This window comes from Cupriavidus sp. UBA2010 (genome assembly GCF_002335265.1).
GTDB lineage: Bacteria > Pseudomonadota > Gammaproteobacteria > Burkholderiales > Burkholderiaceae > Cupriavidus > Cupriavidus metallidurans.
In genome coordinates, this window is record NZ_DDCI01000004.1 from 40,734 (window position 1) to 58,051 (window position 17,318).

Annotated in this window: 14 protein-coding genes and 3 pseudogenes; 2 read left to right on the plus strand and 15 right to left on the minus strand. The window is 60.5% G+C overall.

The features are described from left to right. Positions 1 to 3 precede the first annotated feature (3 nt). From nhaA to B2246_RS01370, 11 genes are all read right to left on the minus strand, one after another. Entirely contained in the window at positions 4 to 1,869 is a 1,866-nt protein-coding gene (nhaA, locus tag B2246_RS01320) for a Na+/H+ antiporter NhaA (RefSeq protein ID WP_011871462.1), read from the minus strand. Between the two features lie 54 nt (positions 1,870 to 1,923). Continuing rightward, the gene (locus tag B2246_RS01325; protein WP_023106336.1) at positions 1,924 to 3,237 is read right to left on the minus strand and encodes a replication-associated recombination protein A; all 1,314 of its coding nucleotides are present in this window, start codon (positions 3,235 to 3,237) and stop codon (positions 1,924 to 1,926) included. Between the two features lie 51 nt (positions 3,238 to 3,288). After that, complete coding sequence (locus B2246_RS01330; RefSeq protein WP_011871464.1) at positions 3,289 to 4,596, minus strand: NAD(P)/FAD-dependent oxidoreductase; 1,308 nt, start codon at positions 4,594 to 4,596, stop codon at positions 3,289 to 3,291. Between the two features lie 16 nt (positions 4,597 to 4,612). Next, positions 4,613 to 5,443, minus strand: a complete 831-nt coding sequence (gene fghA / locus B2246_RS01335) for an S-formylglutathione hydrolase (protein ID WP_011871465.1) — start codon at positions 5,441 to 5,443, stop codon at positions 4,613 to 4,615. A 58-nt stretch (positions 5,444 to 5,501) separates the two neighbouring features. Continuing rightward, on the minus strand, positions 5,502 to 6,836 hold the full coding sequence (locus B2246_RS01340) for a DUF3422 family protein (RefSeq protein WP_023106334.1): 1,335 nt from the start codon (positions 6,834 to 6,836) through the stop codon (positions 5,502 to 5,504). Positions 6,837 to 7,018: 182 nt separating this feature from the next. Then, positions 7,019 to 7,417, minus strand: a complete 399-nt coding sequence (locus B2246_RS01345) for a VOC family protein (RefSeq protein ID WP_017514589.1) — start codon at positions 7,415 to 7,417, stop codon at positions 7,019 to 7,021. Positions 7,418 to 7,460: 43 nt separating this feature from the next. After that, positions 7,461 to 8,570 (minus strand): S-(hydroxymethyl)glutathione dehydrogenase/class III alcohol dehydrogenase, encoded by a 1,110-nt coding sequence (locus tag B2246_RS01350; protein WP_007182549.1) that lies wholly within the window; start codon positions 8,568 to 8,570, stop codon positions 7,461 to 7,463. A gap of 59 nt (positions 8,571 to 8,629) precedes the next feature. Continuing rightward, positions 8,630 to 8,905: a formaldehyde-responsive transcriptional repressor FrmR gene (frmR, locus tag B2246_RS01355; protein ID WP_007182548.1), complete on the minus strand. Its 276-nt coding sequence runs from the start codon at positions 8,903 to 8,905 to the stop codon at positions 8,630 to 8,632. A 282-nt stretch (positions 8,906 to 9,187) separates the two neighbouring features. Further along, the gene (locus B2246_RS01360; protein WP_007182547.1) at positions 9,188 to 10,078 is read right to left on the minus strand and encodes a carbon-nitrogen hydrolase family protein; all 891 of its coding nucleotides are present in this window, start codon (positions 10,076 to 10,078) and stop codon (positions 9,188 to 9,190) included. Beyond that, on the minus strand, positions 10,075 to 10,683 hold the full coding sequence (locus B2246_RS01365) for a GNAT family N-acetyltransferase (RefSeq protein ID WP_007182546.1): 609 nt from the start codon (positions 10,681 to 10,683) through the stop codon (positions 10,075 to 10,077). Before B2246_RS01365 ends, B2246_RS01360 begins: the two co-directional genes overlap by 4 nt. 1 nt (position 10,684) lies before the next feature. Next, positions 10,685 to 11,092 (minus strand): ketosteroid isomerase-related protein, encoded by a 408-nt coding sequence (locus B2246_RS01370; RefSeq protein ID WP_017514126.1) that lies wholly within the window; start codon positions 11,090 to 11,092, stop codon positions 10,685 to 10,687. Between the two features lie 166 nt (positions 11,093 to 11,258). On the opposite strand from B2246_RS01370, the pseudogene B2246_RS01375 reads away from it, so the two are divergent. Beyond that, positions 11,259 to 12,152 (plus strand): annotated as a pseudogene (locus tag B2246_RS01375) (LysR family transcriptional regulator). A gap of 150 nt (positions 12,153 to 12,302) precedes the next feature. Here B2246_RS01375 and B2246_RS01380 read toward each other — a convergent pair. Together B2246_RS01380 and B2246_RS01385 are read right to left on the minus strand one after the other, a co-directional pair. Further along, a pseudogene (locus tag B2246_RS01380) lies at positions 12,303 to 13,205 on the minus strand (helicase-related protein); the annotation flags it as partial. Between the two features lie 89 nt (positions 13,206 to 13,294). Then, the gene (locus B2246_RS01385; protein WP_024569584.1) at positions 13,295 to 14,116 is read right to left on the minus strand and encodes a CmcJ/NvfI family oxidoreductase; all 822 of its coding nucleotides are present in this window, start codon (positions 14,114 to 14,116) and stop codon (positions 13,295 to 13,297) included. A 106-nt stretch (positions 14,117 to 14,222) separates the two neighbouring features. Between B2246_RS01385 and B2246_RS01390 the strand changes: the two genes are divergently transcribed. Continuing rightward, entirely contained in the window at positions 14,223 to 14,345 is a 123-nt protein-coding gene (locus tag B2246_RS01390; RefSeq protein WP_017513125.1) for a hypothetical protein, read from the plus strand. Between the two features lie 146 nt (positions 14,346 to 14,491). Here B2246_RS01390 and B2246_RS01395 read toward each other — a convergent pair. Both B2246_RS01395 and ltrA read right to left on the minus strand, forming a co-directional pair. Next, positions 14,492 to 14,950: pseudogene (locus tag B2246_RS01395) on the minus strand (IS5-like element ISPre1 family transposase); the annotation flags it as partial. A 72-nt stretch (positions 14,951 to 15,022) separates the two neighbouring features. Beyond that, on the minus strand, positions 15,023 to 16,570 hold the full coding sequence (gene ltrA / locus B2246_RS01400; protein ID WP_256588071.1) for a group II intron reverse transcriptase/maturase: 1,548 nt from the start codon (positions 16,568 to 16,570) through the stop codon (positions 15,023 to 15,025). Positions 16,571 to 17,318 lie beyond the last annotated feature (748 nt).

The window sequence follows — 17,318 nt, forward strand, 5'->3', positions numbered from 1 at the left end:
CGCTCAGGACGGGACTTCCTGAGTTCGGGTGCCGCGGCGGCTGGCTTCGAGCACTGCGGTGACAGTGCGGGCGTCGTAGCTGCCGCGCAGACGACGACCCTCGACGAAGAACGTCGGCGTGGCGTGCGCACCGCTGGCGACCGCACTGGCGAGGTCGCGCTCGACACGCTCGATCACCGCAGGGCTGTCGAGATCCGCGATGAACCGTTCGACGTCGAGCCCAAGCTCGGCGGCGTAGCCGATCAGATGCTCGCGCTCCAGCGCATGCTGACGGGTGAACACGAAGTCCAGCCACGGCCAGAACATCCCCTGGTTCGCCGCTGCCTCGGACGCCCGCGCGGCAATCGGCCCGTGCGGGTGGTGCGGCAGATGGCGCACCACATACCGCAGGTCGTCACCGAAGTGGGCGCGAAGATCGTCCCACGAACCGGTGGCGTGCGCACAGTACGCGCACTCGAAGTCCACGTACTCGACGAGTGTGAGCTGGGCGTCCTCCGGCCCGCGGATGTGATCGATCTCCGGATCGACCGGCGGCTCAAGCACCATCGGCAGGTCAGCGGTCTTCTCACCCCACCGCTGGGCGGCGACCTTGAAGATCAGCCACCCGAGCAACGTGGCGAACACCATCGACACGAGCACGCCGACCGTCGCCTGGCGGCCCAGGTCGGAGGTCGTGCCGAACGCGAGCCCGATGATCAGCAGCGACACGGTGAAGCCGATCCCGGACAGCGCCGCCCCACCGAACACGCTCCCCACCCCGACGCCCTCGGGCAGCCGGCCCAGGCCGAGACGGACGGCGACGAGCGTGGTGAGCCCGATGCCCAAGAGCTTGCCGAGCACGAGCCCTGCGATGACGCCCCACGTGACTGGCGAGCCAAAGGCCTCGGCGAGCAGCCCGCCACGCACGTCCACCCCGGCGTTCGCCAAGGCGAAGATCGGCACGATCAGCAGCGCCGTCGGCAGCCGCAGGAACTCGTGCAATCGCTCGTTCACCGAGATACCCCGGGACAGCCCGCAGTCCACCGCGCGGGCCGATGCGGCACTCGGCGACTGCCAGAAGTCACGGAACAACTGTCTTGCCGCAACGACCCCGTGACGTTGCGTCGCATAGGCGGGGATCAGCAGCCCCGCGGCCATCCCGGCGAGGGAGGCATGGATGCCGGAATACACGGTTGCGAACCACAGCACGATCACGATCAACACATACGGCGTCGCCCGCCACTGGCGGGTGCGCCCCAACAACCACAATCCAACGAGGCTGGCGAGGGCGATAAGCAACGGGACGATCCGGATCTCCTCGCTATAGACGATGCCGATGATGGACACTGCGAGGAAGTCATCGACCACGGTCAGGGTGAGCAGGAACACGCGCAACTGACCCGATAGCCGCGGGCCGACGATCGCCAAGGTGCCCAGCATGAACGCCGTATCGGTGCCGACCACCGCACCCCACCCGTGCAGGCCCTCACTTCCGGCTAGTTTCACGATCAGGACATACACCAGCGCGGGAAGCACGACTCCCGTGACCCCCGCGATCAGGGCGAGGCGGGCACGGCTGCGGTCACGGAGCGATCCGTGGGCGAACTCCTGACGCACCTCCAGTCCGATCAGGAAGAAGAAGACGACCATCAGGCCGTCGTTGACCCAGTGATGCAGATCCATGTGTAGGCGCAGTGGCCCGAAGTTGAACCCGACGTCTAGGTGCCACAACTCGAAATAGGCGTTAGATAGCGGCGAGTTCGCCCACACGAGCGCCACAACCGTGACGATCACCAGCAGCACCGCAGCGCCAGACTCCGTGCGTAGATAGTGGGCAACGCGTCTCCGTCTGATATGCGCCGAGGACTCACCAAAAGAAGAGGCTGGCATGTGCTTATCCTGTAGTTTGTGAGATCACGATGGGCAGGTTTCGGAGGCGACCGGTCAGGCGTCCGCCTCTGGCAGCGTCCCATCATCCAGCGAGCGCAGCCAAGTAAGCCATTCTCCCAGCCTGCGCTCAACACCTCTGTCCGTTGGCTGATACCAGCCCGGCCGCGCCACGCCCTCGGGAAAGTAGCTTTGCCCAGCGGCGTAGCCGTTGGGCTCGTCAGGAGCGTAGCGGTAGCCTTCGTGATACCCCATCTGCTGCATCAGCTTCGTCGGCGCATTGCGAAGATGGAGAGGCACAGGCAGGGAGCCGCTGTTCTTGACGAAGGTCTTCGCCTTGTTCCAGGCGGCATAGGCAGCGTTCGACTTGGGGGCGGCAGCAAGGTAGGTCGCCGCGTGGGCAATCGGTATTTCGCCTTCGGGGGAACCCAGCCTCTCATAAGCCAGCGCGGCATTGAGCGCCAGTTGCAGCGCCTGCGGGTCGGCATTGCCGATGTCTTCGCTGGCCACTACCACCATGCGGCGGGTCACCTGGCTGACGTCGCCGCTACCGTCAAGGATGCGGGCCAGCCAATACAGGGCCGCATCAGGGTCGGAGCCCCGTAGCGACTTGTGGAAGGCTGAGAGCTGCCAGTAGAACTCGTCACCGCCCTTGTCGAACCTGCGCAGCGATGGACTGGTGGACAGCTTGGCGGACTGGCCATCGACCACGGTCTTGCCAGCGCCCGACGCCGCATTCGTCACCTGCTCAAGCAGATTGAGGAAGCGCCTGCCATCGCCATCGGCAAAGCCCTTGAGCAGATCCAGCGCGTCCGCGTCCAACGTGACGCCCTGGAGATGCGGCAGTGCGCGTTCGTAGAGTTGGTTCAGTTCGTCGCTGGACAGCGGTTCGAGGGTATAGACCTGCGCGCGCGAGAGCAGTGCGGAATTGACCGCCAACCCCGGATGCTCGGTCGTCCCCCCCACCAGGGTCAGGAGCCCCGACTCGACATGGGGCAGCAGGGCATCCTGCTGCGCCTTGTTGAAGCGATGGATCTCATCGACGAAAAGCACCGTCGATCGACCATGGTTGTCCAGTTCGGCCTGGGCCTCGTCGATGGCTTGCCGGATGTCCTTCACCCCGGCCAGCACGGCCGAGATGGCGATGAATCGGCTGTCGGTCGCACTGGCGGCCAGGCGCCCTAGGGTGGTCTTGCCCACGCCTGGCGGCCCCCAGAGGATGAACGAGTGCAACTTGCCCGCCTCGAACGCGAGACGCAGCGGCTTGCCGGGGCCGAGCAAGTGCCGTTGCCCGACGAATTCGTCCAGCGTCTTGGGCCGCAGGAGTTCGGCCAAGGGAGGCTTGGGCTTTGTCGTGAATAGATCGGTCAAGTTCCTCTCCCTGGCATTTCTGATAGTTGACGTTCCGATAAGGTGGGCACCTCAATCCAGAGAGCCGGATTTATCCAACGCCGTGGGCTCTTTGTCGGCAATCGCATGCATGATGATGCGAGAGCCGCGGTAGCCGATGCTGTGGTTCCATACCCAGCTCAAAGCGACACTGAGACGATTTCGCGTGCCGATCAGAAAGTAGATGTGCGCCAGCTTCCAGATCCACCACGCAAAGGCACCACGCAGCTTCACCCGCCCCATGTCAATCACCGCCAGGCTGCGGCCGATGGTGGCCAGGTTCCCCTGATGCCGGTATTTGAAAGGCCCGTCAGCGGGCTTGCCCTTCAAACGCCGTCCAATCAGGTTAGCGACGTACTTCCCTTGCTGTTTGGCGGCCGGGGCGATGCCCGGCACGGGCTTCCCATCGGCCATGGTGCACGAGGCTGTATCGCCGATGGCGAAGACCTCCGGGCGACCGGCCACCGTCAGGTCAGGGCCAACGACCACTCGACCAGCACGATCAGACGCAGCGCCCAACCAGCGAGCCGCGGGAGACGCCTGGACTCCGGCGGCCCAGACGATGGTCTTGGCCGAAAGGGGCTTGCCGCCATACACCACGCCGTCGGCCGAGCATTCGGTGACCGGAGTACCCAGCACGACCTCGACCCCGAGTTTTTCGAGTGCCTGGCGCGTATAGGCCGAAAGATCCTCTGGAAAGACCGACAACAGACGCGGGCCAGCCTCGATCAGTACAACCCGCGATGTGCTCGGGTCGATCGAGCGGAAGTCACGCGCCAGCGTGTCTCGTGCCAGCTCGGCGATGGTTCCGGCCAATTCAACCCCGGTGGGACCACCACCGATGATGACGAACGTCTGCAGCGCGGCACGCTGCTGAGGATCGCTCGTGCGCTCAGCTTCCTCGAAAGCCGCGAGGATTCGGCCCCGAATGGTCGTGGCATCTTCCAGCGTCTTCAACCCCGGCGCGAAAGCCCCCCATTCGTCGTGTCCGAAGTAGGCATGGGTAGCACCTGTCGCGAGCACGAGCGTGTCGTAGGTTTGCCGCATTCCATTGTTGAGAATGACCTGACGCGCGTCCTGGTCGATACCTTCCACTTCCGCCATCAAGGTGTTCACTTCCGGGCGATTTCGGAAGAGATAGCGAATAGGCCAGGCGATCTCGGATGTCGAAAGTGACGCACCTGCGACCTGGTAAAGCAAGGGTTGGAACAGGTGATGATTGCGCCGATCGATGATCGTCACATCGACCTCGACACCAGCAAGCTGGTTGGCAACCTCGATCCCGCCGAAGCCCGCTCCGATAATGACGACGTGATGTCGGTTTTTGGAGGTCTTTGTCATGACCTGATCTCCTCTCTCAGCGTTTCAGCGCCGATGCGTGGTGTGCCATATGCTCGCCAATGAAGCTGGCAATGAAGTAGTAGCTGTGGTCGTAGCCTGGGCGCAGATTCAACGTGAGCGGGTGCCCCGTCTCGTCGCAGGCTTTGCGCAGCAGGTCGGGCTGAAGCTGGCTCTCCAGGAACTCGTCGCCCAAGCCCTGATCAACCAGCAACGGCAAACGCTCCTGCACGGTGCGAATCAGCTCCACGGTGTCGTACTGCTTCCACACTTCCCGATCGCTGCCCAGGTACGCCTCGAAGGCCTTGTGCCCCCAGGGAACCTGGGTGGGGGCGACGATGGGCGAGAAGGCCGAGACGCTTCGATAACGGCCCGGGTTGCGCAGGGCGATGACCAGAGCGCCGTGTCCTCCCATGGAATGGCCGCTGATGCTCCGCTCCGCTGTCACGGGAAAGTGGGCCTCGATCAGCGCCGGCAATTCCTGCACGACGTAGTCGTACATCCGATGATTCGCAGCCCAGGGTTCCTGTGTGGCGTTGACGTAGAAACCCGCCCCCTGTCCGAGGTCATAGGCAGGATCGTCGGCAACGCCTTCGCCGCGAGCACTGCTATCGGGCGCGACGACGGCAATGCCATGTTCGGCCGCGTAGCGCTGGACGGCGGCCTTGGTGATGAAGTTCTGCTCGGTGCAGGTGAGGCCTGAAAGCCAGTACAGCACCGGCACCTTGCCGTGCTGTGCCTGCGGAGGCAGATAGACGCCGACCTTCATCGTGCAACCGAGCGTCGTGGATTCATGCTGATAAACGTCCTGCCAACCATCAAAGCTGGCGTGATGTTCGATGCGTTCCATGTAGTTCTCCTATGTTCAAAGGAACGGCGCAGCTCTCGCGCGCCAGGACGGCAGCTCGTCAGGAAGATTTCTCTTCCGCTGCCGTGTCGCCGTGGGCGTGTCTGATCCTGCGCACGATCCACCAGATCGTCAGCATCACCGCAGGCACCAGAACCGCCATCACCGGCGCCACGCTGTCGTGAACCATCGGAATGCCCTTGAGCAAATAGCCGAGAAGACTCACGACGTAATAAGAAATTGCCGCGACCGACAGGCCTTCGACGGTTTGCTGAAGGCGCAATTGCATCTTGGCCCGGTTGTTCATCGACGCAAGCAGATCGCGGTTCTGGCGTTCAAGCTCGACGTCGATCCAGGAACGCAGCAACGCGATGGCCCGGGTCAGCTTGTCGGAGAGCTTGGTCTGGCGCTCCTTTACGGATTGGCATGTCCGCATGGCGGGAGCGATGCGACGCTGCAGGAAATCCGCCCAGGTGCAGTACCCGGATACGGCCTCTTCCGAAAGCGCTGCCAGCCTTTCCTCGACGATCTCGTAGTAGGCACGACTGGCGCCGAAGCGATAGAGATTCGCCGCAACGCCAGCTTCCAGTTCGGCAGCCAGGCCGGTCAATTCGGACAGCAGCACGTCGCTGTCGCGCCGTTCCACCAAGCTCGTACACATCTCGTCGGTGATCGCCGCAAGGCGCGACTCCATGCGCCGCAGCTCCGACGTCATCGACCGCGTCAACGGCAAGGACAGCAACGCCAAGGTACGGTAGGTCTCGATCTCCAGCAGACGTTGAGCCAGCGCACCCGCCCGCGCCGGGGTCAAATCGCGGGCAAGGACGAGGATCTGCGTCAGGCCATCCTCATCCTGTCGGAAGTCGGTGAGGATGGCGGCAGAGCCGTTCTCCACCAGCGAGTAGCACAGGCTGGCAGGATCGAAGCGATCGGCCTCCTTCTCCGTTTCCGGCGTCCATGGAAGAAGTCTCAAACGGATGCCGGATACGACCGGGCCGGGAGGAACAAATCCATGCTTGAACGGATTTTCGCCGCACGGCTCTCCCGTCTCGGAATCCAGCGAAGCGCACCAGAGATACGTTGAGAACTCGGTGTGCTTTTCACAGTGCAGGTCTCCCTCATCCCATGTCATGCCGTGAAGCGGCGTAGCGTGGTCGGGCTCGGCAACGCCGAAGCGATGAGACAACTCACTCATCGCCATCTGATCCCTGGCCTGATCGCCTTCGGTCATGAAAGCGAGCTGCAATATGCCGCGGGGGGCCTGAATCAACAGATGCGGGCGCGCATGCACTTCACCCACGGCCGCAGCACGATCGGCATAGGCCGGCATGCCGTACACGGTGGCGGTCGGGGCGGGTTGTACGGTCGTCGCATTGATGTTGGCCGGCTCTTGCATAACGACCTCATTTCTCATTGGTTGAAAAACACGCTTCAAAGCAAATGCCCGCAGCCATGCGTTTCGCACATGGCTGCGGGCCGATCTTCATGAGCAGGCACCGCTCTACACGGTCCGTCTAATAGGCTCGCCGTATAGAGGCTTGTGCTGGCCCTTTCAGAACGCCCTCAGCTTCCTTGCTTTCAGACGAAGGTGTACGAGCAGACCTTGTTGCCCGCCGGATCACGCAGGTAGGCCGCATAGGCACCCGGCAGGTGACCACGTGCGCCAGGCTGGCCCTCGTCGGTGCCGCCTGCGGCAAGGCCGGCAGCATGGAAGGCATCCACTTCGGCGGGAGTGGCGGCCGCAAAGCCGATCGTCACGCCGTTGCTGGAGGGCGCTTCACCATTGCCCGGACGGGCGATGATGAAAGCCGGCTTTTCGCGACCGAAAAGTACCCATCCGTTGTTGAAAGGACCGAGGTTCTTGATGCCAAGAGCACCCAGAGCGGCGTCGTAGAACGCGACCGACTTCTGAAGGTCGGCAGCGCCGATAAAAATGTGCGAAAAGATGCCATCGCCAGAAATGACAGGAGTGGACATGATTAATTTCCTTGGTGGTTGGTGTTGAATGGGTAGTGGGCGGTCAGTAGTGGATCACCGTGCGAATCGACTTGCCTTCATGCATCAGGTCGAAGGCCTTGTTGATGTCGTCGAGGCCCATGGTGTGGGTGACGAACGGGGCGAGATCGATCTCGCCTTTCATTGCGTCCTCCACCATGCCGGGAAGTTGAGTGCGGCCCTTGACCCCGCCGAAAGCCGAGCCCTTCCAGGTGCGACCGGTGATCAACTGGAACGGGCGCGTCGAAATTTCCTTGCCTGCACCAGCCACGCCGATGACGATCGACTGGCCCCAGCCACGATGTGCTGCTTCTAGTGCCGAGCGCATCACGTTGACGTTGCCGATGCACTCGAAGGTGTGATCGACACCCCAACCGGTCATCTCGATGAGAACCTCGTGAATCGGCTTGTCGAAGTCCTTCGGGTTGAGGCATTCGGTCGCGCCGAAGGTACGAGCCAGCTCGAACTTCGCTGGATTGGTGTCGATGGCGATGATGCGACCTGCCTTGGCCTGGCGTGCCCCCTGAATCGCAGCGAGCCCGATGCCGCCGAGGCCGAAGATGGCCACAGAGTCACCCGGCTGAACCTTGGCCGTGTTGTGAACAGCGCCGATGCCGGTGGTCACACCGCAACCCAGCAGGCAGACATGCTCGGGATTGGCGTCCGGGTTGATCTTGGCCAGCGAGACTTCGGCCACCACCGTGTATTCGCTGAAGGTCGAGCAGCCCATGTAGTGGTAGATCGGCTGGCCGTTGTAGCTGAAGCGGGTGGTGCCATCGGGCATCACGCCCTTGCCCTGGGTGGCGCGCACCGCGACACACAGGTTGGTCTTGCCGGACTTGCAGAACAGGCACTCGCCGCACTCGGCGGTATAGAGGGGAATGACGTGATCGCCAGGCTTCACGCTGGTCACACCTTCACCCACCTCCACGACGATACCCGCACCTTCATGACCCAGCACGACCGGGAAGAGACCTTCGGGGTCGTCGCCCGACAGGGTGAAGGCGTCGGTATGGCAAACGCCGGTGTTCGTGATCTTGATGAGCACCTCGCCCTTGCGCGGCGGCTCGACGTCGATCTCGACGATTTCCAGCGGCTTTCCTGGCCCGAAGGCAACTGCTGCACGTGATTTCATGATGTCGCTTCCTTTACTAGCTAACTAAATTTGCCCTCACCGAGGGCACCCTGGTGCCTCTACCGCAGATAGGAGCGGACGATAGAGATGGTCTCGTCAATGGACTTGTTCTGCGAATCGCTCCTGATTTCGCTACTGGGAAACTCTTCCCGCAGATAGCTCTCCAGAACGGTTGCCATCAATCCGTTGACTGCCCCACGAACGGCCGCAAGCTGCTGAAGAATTGCAGGGCATTCCGCACCTGCATCGAGCGCTTGCTCAAGAGTCGCTACCTGACCTTTGATGCGCCGGATGCGCGTCAGGGCTTGCTTCTTTTCTTCCGGGCTGTGTGGCATCGAACACCTCTCTACTTGGGTACACCGCCGCATTATACAATACTCCACCATAGTATATGCGGCCGAACTTCGCCACAAATTCTGTGCTCTTCGAGCACTATTACAGGCTAGTACAGATTTGTTCCCAAGAAGCGCAAAACATTCAAATCAATGAATATTTCTTGCATGTATCGACAGCATCGGGGCAAGTTCAAAACCGGTCAAACTGGAAAAATCTATGCGCAGATAGATATGGCCTATCTAAGCCAACTCATCGAGCTGAAGCTATCAAGATGAGACCGGCTAGGCGACCTGACGACCCGAGTACCGAGCCTTCCTCAGTGCAGGCAACATCTGGCCGTCCCAGTCACGATCGACCGCAACCTGGGCCTGTTCCTGGTTTCGTTCGAGGGCTTCAACGTCCAGATCAGCAATCGCCCATGTCTGCGTGCCGCAAGTCGTCGCGAGAATGCCATCCTCCGGGAATCCGCGATCCATGGGTGCATAGATCGTGGCCTCGCCAGTATTCGTGTCCAGCGCCGGGCTCCAGTCAGCAGCTCCGGTCGTCACGGCCTGCGCGATGAACATTCGGTTCTCCAGTGCCCGCGCCATGCAGCCCACACGGACCCGGGTTGCACCTGCTTGGGTGTCGGTACAGCTCGGGACCAGCAGCAGGCGCACTCCCGCCTCTCGCTGGGCTCGCACGGGCAATGGAAACTCACTGTCATAGCAAACAGCGATGCCGGCACGCACGCCTTTCAAATCGAACACCTTCAGTTCGTCGCCACCCTCGATGACGCCGGCGTCTTTCTCGAACCCCGTCAACTGCAATTTGTCTTGGTAGTCGCGTGTGCCGTCAGGCGCAAACCACCAAGCCCGGTTGCGGTAGCGGTCCAATCCAACCTGGGTCAAAAACGTACCGGCCTGAATGGTCATGCACAACTCGCGCGACAGGTCGGCATACAGTGCCAGCCACGCAGGCTGCAAGGCCTGCAGCGCGGCCAGAGAGGCGTTGAAATCATGGCGGATGCCAGGCTCGAACGTTGCAGCCAGTTCGAGGGATAGATACTCGGGCAACACGGCCAGTTCCGCCCCGCCACGGCGCGCCTCCTCCAGAACCAGCCGCTGCCGCGCAGCAAATGCCTCGAAGCCCGCGGGCTGACCCACTGAGTATTTCGCAACTGCTACTTTCATTTCGCGTTCTCCAGGGAGTGCAGCCACATCGTGAGCGTCTGCTCGGTTTCGCTCGGCTCACCCACCTGCTTCCAGGGCAGCGTAACCTTCATGTCCGACTGCCGCACGTAGCCGCGACGGGTCCAGAAGGGGTCATTACTGCGGTAGTTGGAAGGACGCCGGAGATCGTCGTCTGCACGATCCACCGACGCGAACGATGCCCACTGCATGCCGCCCAACGAACGGGCATGCGCTTCGCGCTCGTCAAAGAAGCGATGGCCCAGGCCAAGGCCCCGGAAGGCCGGGAGCAGGACTGATTCGCCACAGTAAAACACTGCCTCCACCGGGATTCCTCGATCGGCGAACGGCACATGGAAGGCCGGCTCCGCATCGCCGAGCGGCAACCCCGTGGACGCACCCACGACCACATCATCAGCGAGCGCGAGTACCAGCAGGCTGTCTGCCGAACGGGCGTACATGGCGAGGTAGTGCTTCTCGTATTCGGTGTCGCCCTCGTACAGGTAAGGAAAGCTGCGGAAGACGCTCGCCCGCAGGCCTGCCACGGCATCGAACCATTCGGCAATGTCCGGGCCACGACGAACCAGCACCTGCACGTCGCTGGTCATTTCAGGCGTCCCCTCCAACCTGTGCGATCCAGTCGCCGAGGTTGTAGTAGTTGGTGACACGAGCGATCTTGCCATCGCGGATCTCGAAGAACGCGCCGCCCGGCAGCACGTAGCGCTGGCCCTGGGCTTCCGGCAGCCCGTCGTCCGTCACCTTGTATTCGCCATGCACCACGTACTCCGCGCCTGCACGCAGGCCGTCGGCGCTGACCATCACCACGATCCCGCGCAGTTGCTCGCCATAGCAGCGGTCCATGCGCTGCAGGAAGGCGCGGAAGGCTTCGCGACCGACCTCACGAGCGCCCTGGTTCAAGTCGTGCGCGACGTCATCGGTCAACATTGACAGCATGGCCTCGCGGTCGCCGCGGTTGAAGGCGTCGTAGTAGGCAGTGATGAGAGTCGCAGCGTTCATTCGCGTTCCTTGTTGGGTTGTTCGGAGCGGAGCATTCCGGGGTGTTGTCAGTCTGGGCAACCGCGCTCTCCTTGTATATGGAATTGTTGCGATTTTATAATTCCACAATCTGGAACAATTAACGAGCAGCGAAACCGGCCATGAGGCGTGCGTCATGAACAAAGAAATGGAACTACTGCGCATCTTTCGGGTGGCGGCCGAAAGCAGCAGTTTTGGCGATGCGGCCGTCCGGCTGGGGACTTCTCCGCAAGGTGTAACCCGTGCCATCCAGCAACTGGAGCAACACTACGGCGAGGTGTTGTTTCATCGAAGCACGCGCCAGGTGCGCATCACCGCCTTCGGCGAAGGGCTGCTAGACCAAGTGCGCCCCGCATTGGAGCGGTTCGAGGATCTGTGGCGAACGCCTAGCTCCGACCAGCAGGCCTCTCTGTCCGGCACGGTTCGCATCACCGCACCGCACAGCTTGGGCACCAGAGCGGTGCTACCGGCACTGGAGCGCGTGGCCGCGCGTCATCCCGGCATCACGCTGGATGTGCGCCTGTCCGATCGCATCAGCAATACGGTTGACGAAGGGATTGACGTCGGGATCAGGGTCGGATTCATGCGCGATAGCCGCTTCGTCGCACGCAAGGCCGCCGACATGAGACTCCCCATCGTTGCCGCTCCGCGCCTGATCAAGAAAGTGGGCGTACCTGCAAACATCGATGCGCTAAGCAGCCTGCCAGTTACCGTGGCCTTGGATATCAATACCGGCCGCCCCTAGCCTTGGCACTTCAAGGCGGGACGCCAGTGGACACCTACCGCACCCACTCTCGTCGCTGACAATGCCGACATCGAAATGGGGGCAGCGTTGGCCGGAATCGCCTTCGCGCAACTGGCGGACTACATGGCTGCCCCCTACATTGCCAACGGGAAGCTGGTGCGAGTGCTGGAGAACGAAGAACCTCCGGCATGGGGGTTGTACGTCTATCGGCCTCAGCGTGGCCCCATTCCAGGACGGGTTCGAGCGGTATTTGATGAAATGCTGCTCGCCGTGGGATCGTTGCCAGCTTTGCCCTGACTCCTCGCAAGACGCTGTAGGGCACACATCTTGGAAAGCGGGGCACTGAGCCTCGGCGGCTCACCCCTCCGGTTGAATGATGAGCCGACCGTCTGCCCGCTTGCCCCAGATGCAGATCGGTCGGCCATGCAACCCAATGCCGGCGAACGATTAGATGTAAATGAATTGCCGGTACAACCCATCCAACTGACGACGAATGTCTTCGACGCGCTGCTCGTCACCGGTATCGGTAAATTCGAGTAGCTGCTGTTCCTTGGCAGTGATCTGATCGCAAAGGTCGGACAAGTTCTCGCAGAAAGCCTCGGAATGAACGGTGGGCTCCTCCGTATTCGTCTCTTCCCCTGCTAGTTTTCGCACAGACGAGGCTGGAGAAATCCCATTTTCCTCGTTAAAGGCAATTTGAAGCTGCCTGCGCCTATTGGTCTCATCGATCGCCTGCTTCATCGCCGGCGTCACCGCGTCGGCGTACAAGATCGCCTTGCCGTTTTCATTCCGAGCGACTCGACCGATCATCTGAATGAGCGCATGGGCCGAACGCAAGAACCCTGCACGGTCTGCATCGAGAATGGCAACCAATGATGCCTCTGGAATATCCAGCCCTTCGCGCAAAAGACTAATCCCAATCAAAACATCGAACTCTCCTGCGCGCAGGCCATTGATGATCTCAACACGATCCTCCGCTTTTATGTCCGAATGCATGTAGCGCGCTCGAATCCCGTTGTCCGTCAAGAAATCCGTTAGCTCTTCTGCACTGACCTTCGTCAGCGTAGTCACAAGCACTCGATTCTTTCTCTTCACGCACTTCGATATTTCGGCAAGCAGGTCATCTATGTATCCATCCGCTTTCCGCACTTCAACCTTGGGGTCAAGCAGTCCCGTTGGCCTGATAACCTGTTCGACAACCCTGCCTTTCGACACCCTCAGCTCGTAGTCGCCCGGAGTAGCGGAAACAAAGATGGTCTGAGGCTTGACCTTCTCGAACTCGTCAAAGTTCAATGGCCGGTTGTTCTTCGATGAAGGCAAACGGAACCCGTAATCGATCAGCGTGTCCCTAGAGAGCGACATCGGTTTGGCATCACCCACACCGTAGCCGAGGGCTCTGCAGTCATGGGTGGATCAGCTATCCGCCAGGTGGCAAAAACTTAATCAAAGAAGGCCAGGGTGCGAACTTCGATACTCTCGCGCGGTGGGGCTCCCGGCGGCGTATTTGGGTCCCGGAAGGCGGTATGGGGCGTGAAGCGGGCTCGGCCGTCGTGACGCGAGTCATACCCCTTGATCAGCAAGACTTCGTCACGGAGCATGTCCGGAAAATAGTACCAGCGCTGGTGCGGATTGTAGGCCAGGTGGTAGATCTCACCGATACGATCCGGATAGACCAGGTCGGTGGCCAGCAGGTCATTGGGGTCGAGCGTCGAGGCGTCCAGCACGGCCAGCGGCGAGCGCTTAACGGGCCCGCTCATCGGGCGCCAGAGGTTGATCTGGGCCACCGGCACCGCTGCCAGTGTGGCGGCCTGATCCATGCCCAGCGCGTCGCGGATACGTTCAGGCCCCGAGTGCTCTGTGTAGTCATTATGCACACGGCTGGCTGGGCCGCGAACATCCCGCCCCTCGGCGTCGCTGCGCCTGGTGTGGTCGAAGATGATGACCCGGCTCGCGCCCGTCAACTCCTTGATCAAGGCCTTGACCTCTTCATAGTAGACGTTTTCCACTGAGGTATCGTCGTAGAGGTCGTCGACCACCGTATCCCGCCGATGGAATTCGAACCCCTGCTTGTCCAGAGAAAGGCTGTCTGCCAACGGACGACCGCTGTGTATCGTGACCTCGCGCTCCTCCTGCTCGGCAAAGTAATGCGGTTCACTGTCGCCGGTCAGAGCCTCGGTATGCACATAGGGCTTCGCATCGTGCTTGACCAGGTAGGTGAGTGTCGTGATGACACTGGCGGGCATATCGGTTGTGCATTTCAAGTAACACCTCCCGGTCTGCTGACCGCATCCGGCGTGGTGTCACCGTGGCGGCGCTGTAGCTTGCATGTAGACTCTCGATTGTATGCCTTCGAACGGACACTTTCAAATGCTCCCCGAGGTGCATGGTCCCCGACCGGTAGAAAAGGACATCTCTCAACTCGGCACCGACGACCAGCTTGACCAGGACTGGCGCGTCGGACTCCAGGCCCGCGCCCAGGGCGACTACTAGGGATGGTCTGAAGTAGTTGTGTATTTCTGGCTGACTTCAGCCCCTGCCGATTTTAAAAGCGGCAAATCGATCAAAAACGCTCAGATCACCCGCCTATTTCTGTGTTTTTAGCCGCCGCGAGCACCTCGCGGCAGCCATTTCCCACATTACAGGCGCACCTCTCCTGCATTCGCCAGTAAATGTCGGCGCGCCATCCACAGGTTCGACAGCGCGAACAGCGTCACCAGTTGCGCCGTGTTCTTCGCCAGACCACGGAAGCGCACCTTCACATAACCGAACTGGCGCTTGATCACCCGGAACGGATGCTCGACCTTGGCTCGTACCTGAGCCTTGGCCTTCTCAATCTTGCGCTTGGCTTTGTACAAAGCACTGCGCTTATCAAGCTTCTTGTAAGTACTACGGCGGGCGGCGATCTGCCAGATGACCTCCCGGCCTTCATGTTCAGGGCGTTTCTCGACGCCGGTGTAACCCGCGTCGGCACCGACCATGTTCTCATCGCCGTGCAGCAGCTTATCGACCTGGGTGACATCGGCCACGTTGGCCGCCGTGCCCACCACGCTGTGCACCAAGCCCGACTCATCATCGACACCGATGTGCGCCTTCAGTCGGGTAAAGCAGGAGTGTTACCACTCCTGCCTCCCCTAAGAACCGTACTTGAGAGTCACCCCTCATACGGCTCAAGCCTTCCAGCAGCCTGAGTGAGACCGGGCTACCTGACAATGCGCTCTTCGGCGCTCAAGGTAAGACGTCCATGCCGGATCGAACGGGTTCGCTGCACTGCATATTTTGATATGCCGAACAATCGAAACACTGGCTGCGGCAAAAAGCCAAGCGGGTTGACTCATGCCACGTACTTTTTCCTTGCTGGCGAAAATCCAGTGCCGTTGACCCACTACACGAAAGTATCGTTGTTTTACCCAATGGGCACTTTTCATGGCATGCCGGCGGACAGCCCAGCGCCATAACACTCGCCAAATCTGATGGTCGATCCACGCGAAACGCTTGGCAGCGACAACATGACGATGATACATGGCCCACCCCCGGATTACCGGGTTCAGGACCTGAATCAGGTTTGCTTGCATCGCCGCCTTGTTTCCGTTTGTGATTTCCCGGACCTTATCCAGAAGCGCTTTCACACTCTTGCGAGCCGGAGTGATGAGTAGCTTGCCAGCGTACTTACGTACGTTCTGGCCCAGAAAATCGAAGCCTTGCGAGATATGCGTGATGTGAGTCTTTTCATCAGAGAGTTCCAAGCCTCGCTCTTTCAGGAATGCCTCAATTGCAGGTCGAACCTGACTTTGCAGGATAGCCTTCGAAGTTCCCGTGATGATGAAGTCATCGGCATATCTTACGACGTGTATCTTGAATGGCTGTCGCTTTCGGTTCGTCGAAGCCACGCTTGTGTGGACAACATGTTCCAGCCCATCCAACGTCCAATTCGCAAGTATCGGGGAGATGATTCCCCCTTGCGGGGTTCCTGCCTCCGTTGCGAACAAGGCTCCCTGATCGACATACCCGGCTCGAAGCCACTTACGCAGAACCGCTTTATCCATGGGTACGTTGGCGAGCAGCCAATCGTGGCTGATATTGTCAAAACAGCCTCGAATGTCGCCCTCAAGTACCCATTGCGCCGAACTGCGTTTCGCCAGTGCATTGAAGCAATGTGCGATTGCATCGGCCGTGGATCGCTGCGGCCGAAATCCATACGAATTTGGATCCGCACGCGTTTCTGCAACCGGCTCAAGTGCCAGTTTCCACAGTGCCTGCATTGCGCGATCCCGCATCGTTGGAATTCCCAGCGGGCGCTTCTTGCCATTGCTTTTGGGTATGTAGATACGTCTCAGCGGTTGAGGGCAATAGCCCCGATGCTGTAACGCTTTCACTCCCTTCGATTTGGCCACAGGGGTTGACCAGATCTTGCCATCAACTCCCGGTGTTCTCTTGCCTCTATTCTCCGTCACTCGCTTAACGGCCAACATCTTGCCGCGGTACGAGCGAGTCAGCAGCCGCTGCAAGGCTTGCACCTTGCCCCATCTGCCTTCTCGTGTTGCCTTGGCGATACGTACCTGGAGTCGTTTCACTTGCGATTCGATTTGGCACCAGGATAGGGGCCAGACCGACTCGAAGTTCGAAGATGCACCAGTGCCCGCCGGTGCTTGTGCATGGGATGTGAGCACTACCATCTGCTTTCCTCCGTACAACGATTGATCAGGTTGTTTCGCCATGGAAGACCTTGTGGAAGTCTGCTCGCTTTCGCGCCAGATGATCTTTCAACCTGTATTCGCCCCATTACAGGGCGACCTTCGCTTTTTCCACATTCCTTTACCCGCAGCACCAACAGCTTGCTTTACAGCTCACCTGCCGAAACCGGCAGCGCTACGGGCTTACCCTGTTCCACATGGATTTCCGAACGGGTCGGGCTCCTCGATTTCGCCGGCGGCACCACATCCACGAGGGGGTATCGGTAAGACCCCCTGCCTGTCCGCTTACCTTTTGGTTCAAGCCTGTCAGCATCTTTGGCTTGGCTATTTTGACGACGTTTATATGAGGTTCACGTGTGTTAGCCGTACCCGTTCATCCCTAGCACCTCTCCGCCTTGATGCTGGCAGATTCAGTCTGGCCTCACGGTTCGACCTACCGAAAATCGGCGGTTACATTGTCCCCAGGGCTTCAGACCCAGCTGTTACCGGCCGCGCCTGTCTGGGTAGGGAACGAGTGGTGGAACAATCGGTTCCGTCGGGCGTTAACCTGCGGAACAGAAACCCATGCGACTTTCAGGTCGCACTGCCGAAGTGGTGAGTCGGCCACAGGAACTGCCCCCGTAGCCGCTCGCAGAACCGTACGTGACACTCTCGCGTCATACGGCTCCCGTTATCCAACCTGTTGCTCGGTTACTTGCCAGTGATAAAACAGTCGAGGGGCAGCCGTCTGCACCGTGTCCAACCATTGTGAGCTTGCCCCCGCAAAACGAAT

Bases quoted from the DNA above. Each gene is read 5' to 3' on its own strand.
- B2246_RS01340 (WP_023106334.1), bottom strand. From the start codon at position 6,836: ATGCAAGAGCCGGCCAACATCAATGCGACGACCGTACAACCCGCCCCG.
- nhaA (WP_011871462.1), bottom strand. From the start codon at position 1,869: ATGCCAGCCTCTTCTTTTGGTGAGTCCTCGGCGCATATCAGACGGAGA.
- B2246_RS01365 (WP_007182546.1), bottom strand. From the start codon at position 10,683: ATGACCAGCGACGTGCAGGTGCTGGTTCGTCGTGGCCCGGACATTGCC.
- B2246_RS01330 (WP_011871464.1), bottom strand. From the start codon at position 4,596: ATGACAAAGACCTCCAAAAACCGACATCACGTCGTCATTATCGGAGCG.
- fghA (WP_011871465.1), bottom strand. From the start codon at position 5,443: ATGGAACGCATCGAACATCACGCCAGCTTTGATGGTTGGCAGGACGTT.
- B2246_RS01345 (WP_017514589.1), bottom strand. From the start codon at position 7,417: ATGTCCACTCCTGTCATTTCTGGCGATGGCATCTTTTCGCACATTTTT.
- B2246_RS01390 (WP_017513125.1), top strand. From the start codon at position 14,223: ATGCTCCCCGAGGTGCATGGTCCCCGACCGGTAGAAAAGGACATCTCT.
- B2246_RS01360 (WP_007182547.1), bottom strand. From the start codon at position 10,078: ATGAAAGTAGCAGTTGCGAAATACTCAGTGGGTCAGCCCGCGGGCTTC.
- frmR (WP_007182548.1), bottom strand. From the start codon at position 8,905: ATGCCACACAGCCCGGAAGAAAAGAAGCAAGCCCTGACGCGCATCCGG.
- ltrA (WP_256588071.1), bottom strand. From the start codon at position 16,570: ATGGCGAAACAACCTGATCAATCGTTGTACGGAGGAAAGCAGATGGTA.
- B2246_RS01350 (WP_007182549.1), bottom strand. From the start codon at position 8,570: ATGAAATCACGTGCAGCAGTTGCCTTCGGGCCAGGAAAGCCGCTGGAA.
- B2246_RS01370 (WP_017514126.1), bottom strand. From the start codon at position 11,092: ATGAACGCTGCGACTCTCATCACTGCCTACTACGACGCCTTCAACCGC.